The organism is Mycobacterium sp. (assembly GCF_050701675.1).
Taxonomy (GTDB): Bacteria; Actinomycetota; Actinomycetes; order Mycobacteriales; family Mycobacteriaceae; genus Mycobacterium.
In genome coordinates, this window is sequence record NZ_JBOGDD010000954.1 from 1 (window position 1) to 4809 (window position 4809).

Sequence of the window (4809 nt, forward strand, 5' to 3'; positions counted from 1 at the left end):
GCCCAAGCCCTCGACGGGCTCGGCGACCAGTTCGGCCAATCCCTCATCGACGGCAACGATATCCTGGCCGATCTCAACCCGCAGATGCCACAGATCCGCTACGACACCCAACGGCTGGCCGACCTCGGCGAGGTGTACACCAACGCCGCCCCGGACCTGTTCGCCGGCCTGGAGAACGCGGTGACCACCACACGCGCCCTCAACGACCAGCAGGGAAACCTGGATGCGGCGCTGATGGCCTCCATCGGCTTCGGCAACACCGGTGCCGACATCTTCGAACGCGGCGGCCCCTACCTGGTGCGCGGCGCCAAAGGGCTGCTCCCTACTTCACAACTGCTCGACGAGTACAGCCCCGCACTGTTCTGCACCGTGCGCAACTACCACGATGTCGCTCCCAAGATCGCGGAGTCGGTCGGTGGGAAAGGCTATTCCATCAGACTGCGCGACCAGCTTATCGGCGCCCCGAACCCGTGGATCTACCCGGACAACTTGCCGCGGATCAACGCACAGGGTGGCCCGGAGGGCCGGCCGGGATGCTGGCAGAACGTCACCCGGGATTTGTGGCCGGCGCCGTATCTGGTGATGGACACCGGCGCCTCCATCGCGCCCTACAACCACCTCGAACTCGGCCAGCCGATCCTCATCGAGGACATCTGGGGCCGCCAGATCGGGGAAAACACCATCAATCCGTGACCATCACCCGAACCCGAACCCGAGTCCGACTCGGCGCCCCTATGTTGCTCAGGCTGCTGCCGTCGAGCGCACTGGAGCAAGGCCCAGAGAGAAGGGAAATAGCCGATCTGTCACGGCAACGCGCCGACACGGACCCCCTGCGATAAAGCTAGCCCAGCACACAATGGGAACAGACGGTTTCGCTGCGTGCCTAGCGGTACCATAACCTGAGGCGCGAAAAAGCGGACCTGAGGTTCTGGAAGCAATGAGGTCGCCAAAATGGGTTGCCAGTGAATGGCCGTGTCCCTGCGGTGCTGGCCGACGACGATGACGAGGTCGATCCGCGCCGGATCCGGTCACGCAAACGGCTGTTGGACGCGGCGGTCCAACTACTGAGCACAGGTGGAGTCGAGGCTGTCACCATCGAGGCGGTCACCAAAGCCTCAAAGGTCGCCCGCACCACGCTCTACCGCCATTTCGGCGGTTCTTCGCAGCTGCTGGCCGCAACCTTCGAACGGCTATTGCCCCAGGTCATTTCACCCCCGCCGATGATAGGCACACTCCGGGAACGACTCATCTCGCTGCTCAGCCAGCAAGCTACTCTGTTCGCCGAAGCACCTCTGCATGTCACCACTTTGGCCTGGATCGCCCTAGGGCCGACCACCAGCCCGAACGGTGACGACGGCGAGCACGGGCCCACCGGAGCCCTGCGGTCCCGCATCGTCGACCAGTACCGCAGACCGTTCGACGCGATCCTGCAAAGCCCCGAGGCCCGCACCGAACTCGGCGAACTCGACCTCGAACTGGTGCTGTGTCAGCTCGTCGGACCACTGCTGTTCGCGCGGATGACAGGACTGCGCAACATCAGCCACCAGGACTGCGTCCGCATCGTCGACGAATTCCTAACCGCTCACCATCGCTAACCCAGCTCAAACCGGCGAGACCGACGCAGGGGTGTCGTCCAGGTGGCCACCACCTGACGACCGAACGCAACCAGTGATGAGGACCACCGGGTCTCGGCCCTCGCGCCGAAACGTGCGCTTGCTAGCCGTCCTCGACGCAGGTGCCGATCTGGCCGCGACTTCGATGACAAGGGCTCACCGGTGCGGTCAGCGTCGTGCCTTACCGTGCGCAGGTAATGCATCCTGCGACGTAACGCACCGGTAGCTCGAACTCGATAACGGGGCACGGAGCTCCGAGGCCAACAGGATCGTCGGGAGGAGCCATGCCTCTACGGAATGCACCCACCGTTGGACGGATCGGTGCGACTCTCCTCGCCGCCACCGCACCACTACTCACCGCCGGTCCGGCAAAGGGCGAGACCTTCGCCGGACTCGCCGACACACCGGCGGTTTCCCAACGTGCACCGGCACCACCAGCACCGAGGCCCGGTCGCTCCACTACAAGATGGCGACCGCCTCAAGAACGGCGTCTGAGTCGCGGTCCGCTTCTCCTCCGACAACCACGGCAACTCCTGTGCCTTCAGCGCAGCGGCGACCTGGCACAACCTTGACACCGGAGCATCCGGCGGCAAGGACATCACCGCCAGTCATCCGTATCGAAGTGTCAGCTTTAGCGCGACAGAAACGCGAAATTCGTAGAGTGCACGTCTCTGAGGAAGTGGCAACTCAACTGAGACCGGACAATGCATCGAATCACGTTGCAGCACAACATCTAAAGAATACGGCGACACCGGCAATGCATATTCGATTTCGTACTTTTCGTGGGGCAGGGAGCGGTTGAGCTTCTGAGCGAAGTCGCTCTCGCGAGCTCGCCATAACCGATTCCGCCGCATTTGTCTGCGTGTGAGATCCGTCTGGCGACCGTTTCGGTCACCTTGGTCAACGCCTTAGCCCGCTTGTCGGGTCCGGTGCTCGGGGCTGAAGGCAGTCAATGCCCGTGGGCCTTCGGTACGAGTGTGCTTTCTCAAAGGGGACGTCGCTGTGGTCGGTCTGCTCGAACACGGAATCGGCGGCCAAGTTGTCGACGAGGATCACGATGTTGCCGCCGGCGGTGCATGCACTGGCAGGCAAACAGGTTTCGGTGCTGGACAGCAGTAGCCAATGAACCTTCGCAGGGCCAGCGGTGATTCATCTGATGCAATATGCGGTAGTTGATGATGAATAATGACGATTATCCACCAAACGCCTCGAAAAACGCTGGCGGACAAGACTATTGATCACAATCTGGACCGGCTTAGCCGCGGTCTCTCGACCATTTCGTGAGCTCCTGGTGGTAGTGCTCGATCTGCATCCTCACCAGATCGAGCTGCTGCAGTCCCGTTGCTGGCTGGTCGTACAACCAGCCGCCGATCGCGTTAACCACTTCGTGAGCGACAGTTGCCTTGGCGTCACTGGTGAAGCGGGCGGTCACGGTATGCCTTCCGGAGGTTCCGCTGTCAGGGAATCGGGTGCAGGATCCGCATTTCGTCGAGTTCACGTTCGATCGCGAGCTGGGCGGCAGCGGCACGGCCACTGGTCATGAGGCGCTTGGTTGCCGCGATAGCCCTCGGGTCATGGGCAGCCACCACCGCCGCGGCTTGCCGGATTTGGGGGAGCAGCTCGCTGTCGGGCACGGCCGAGCAAGTGAGCGGCGGCATCGAGCAGTCGGTTTCGTGACCGCACTCGGCGGGGGTCGATGTCGTCGTCATCGGGCAGTGACGTGGTCATTTCGCTCATCGTCAGACAAAACCGCCCGAATGCCTCGCCAGCTCGGTCACCACCACGTTATGGTACAAACAGTATCGCAACGATACTGTTTGCGCCTTTCACCGTATCAATCCTTGCAACACCGGTGTCGCGCATGAGCTCAAAGTCGCTGAAGGGCAATGGATCGCCGATGGCATCAGTCGCATCGATCAAGGACGTAAGCCGTGCAGAGAGGGCCCGCCGACGAGATCTCATCCTCGATAGTGCCGTAGCGATCGCGACCGACGGTGGATGCGACGAAGTGAAGATGCGTACCGTCGCCGATGATGCCGGGATTGCGGTCGGCACCCTTTACCGATATTTCCCGTCCAAACCGCACGTGCTCATCGCCGTGCTTGCGCGGAAATTCGAACGGCTTGGCGCCGAACGGGACTGGGCTGCCGCGGCGAACTCTCCGCAGTTGCGTGTAGGGCAGCTGAACGCCCGCCTCTATGAGGAATGGCGCACCAGGCCCGCGCTCACCGAGGCCGTCACTCGCGCGTTCGTGTTCGCCGACGCCAGCGCCAGCGCCGAAGTCGACCACGCGGCGGCAGCCATCGAAGACCTCCTCGGGTTGGCCATCGCCGGCGGCGAACCGAGCCCGCAACAGCACCGGCTCGCCTCGGTGATCGTCGACATCTGGCTTGCCAGCCTGATCGCCTGGGTCCGTCACAGCACCTCAGCCGAGGAGATTGCCGTGCGGCTCGAGCGCAGCGTCGAGATGGTTCTCGGCGACGAGAAGTAGCCATTGGCCGCGACCGAATGCGATCCAATTACGATACTAATAGTATCGTACCGATACTTAGAGTATCGTGACGCAATGTCCGACCGACGAAGGGAGCATCATGCTCACCCAACGGATCGAAATCTGCGACGTTCAGCGCCCGAGGACGACCAAGTCGGCGACTTCCCGGCGGTCGCCACGTGAACCCACCCGCCCACACTCGGACACGGAGAGAAGCTGACTCGGTGCGGAGGTCCCCTTGAGCCCCGACGGGAGCGAACTCGGCTCGCATGCAAGATCTGCCACACGCCTGCGTGAGCGCGCGGTGTCGGCGGCCAAGACGCCCGGGGAGTACAGCGAGCGTCTCGGCGCGCTGGCCCGGTTCACGGTGCGGCACAAGACTTTCGTGATCGGCGCCTGGGTCGGGCTGGCCGCGGTCCTGGCACTGGTGTTCCCGCAGTTGGAAACCGTGGTTCAGAAACAGTCGGGCCAGCTGATCCTGCGGAATGTGGCGTCGTTCCAGACCATCGACCGGATGAGTGAGGCATTCGGCGAACAGGGCTCCGAGACCATGCTGTTCGTCGCGATGGAAGACCCGACCGGGTTGACACCGTCTGCGCGGCAACGGTACGCGGACCTGGTCTCGCGGCTGCGCGCCGACACCGCACACGTCTTACTCGTCCAGGACCTGCTCGCGGATCCCGTGACCGCCGCCCAGGCGCTGAG

General features: G+C 63.1%; 6 protein-coding genes. 4 read left to right on the forward strand and 2 right to left on the reverse strand.

What is annotated here, in order from left to right:
* Together ACRDUX_RS28985 and ACRDUX_RS28990 are read left to right on the forward strand one after the other, a co-directional pair.
* Window positions 1-693 (forward strand): MCE family protein (locus ACRDUX_RS28985; RefSeq protein WP_526418977.1); only part of this gene is annotated, 693 nt, incomplete at its 5' end.
* A 269-nt stretch (window positions 694-962) separates the two neighbouring features.
* Window positions 963-1595 carry a TetR/AcrR family transcriptional regulator gene (locus ACRDUX_RS28990; RefSeq protein ID WP_526418979.1) on the forward strand — a complete coding sequence of 211 codons (633 nt, stop codon included), beginning with the start codon at window positions 963-965 and terminating at the stop codon, window positions 1593-1595.
* A gap of 1273 nt (window positions 1596-2868) precedes the next feature.
* Here the strand turns inward: ACRDUX_RS28990 and ACRDUX_RS28995 are convergent.
* Both ACRDUX_RS28995 and ACRDUX_RS29000 read right to left on the reverse strand, forming a co-directional pair.
* Window positions 2869-3045 carry a hypothetical protein gene (locus tag ACRDUX_RS28995; RefSeq protein ID WP_526418981.1) on the reverse strand — a complete coding sequence of 59 codons (177 nt, stop codon included), beginning with the start codon at window positions 3043-3045 and terminating at the stop codon, window positions 2869-2871.
* A 25-nt stretch (window positions 3046-3070) separates the two neighbouring features.
* A complete protein-coding gene (locus ACRDUX_RS29000) occupies window positions 3071-3322 on the reverse strand; it encodes a hypothetical protein (RefSeq protein ID WP_526418983.1) in 252 nt (83 codons plus the stop codon).
* Window positions 3323-3333: 11 nt separating this feature from the next.
* Between ACRDUX_RS29000 and ACRDUX_RS29005 the strand changes: the two genes are divergently transcribed.
* On the forward strand, window positions 3334-4104 hold the full coding sequence (locus tag ACRDUX_RS29005) for a TetR/AcrR family transcriptional regulator (RefSeq protein ID WP_526418985.1): 771 nt from the start codon (window positions 3334-3336) through the stop codon (window positions 4102-4104).
* A 304-nt stretch (window positions 4105-4408) separates the two neighbouring features.
* On the forward strand, window positions 4409-4809 hold a 401-nt coding region (locus ACRDUX_RS29010; RefSeq protein WP_526418987.1), incomplete at its 3' end, for an MMPL family transporter.

Coding starts and splice junctions, on each gene's coding strand:
- ACRDUX_RS29000 (WP_526418983.1), bottom strand. CDS start 3,322: ATGACGACGACATCGACCCCCGCCGAGTGCGGTCACGAAACCGACTGC.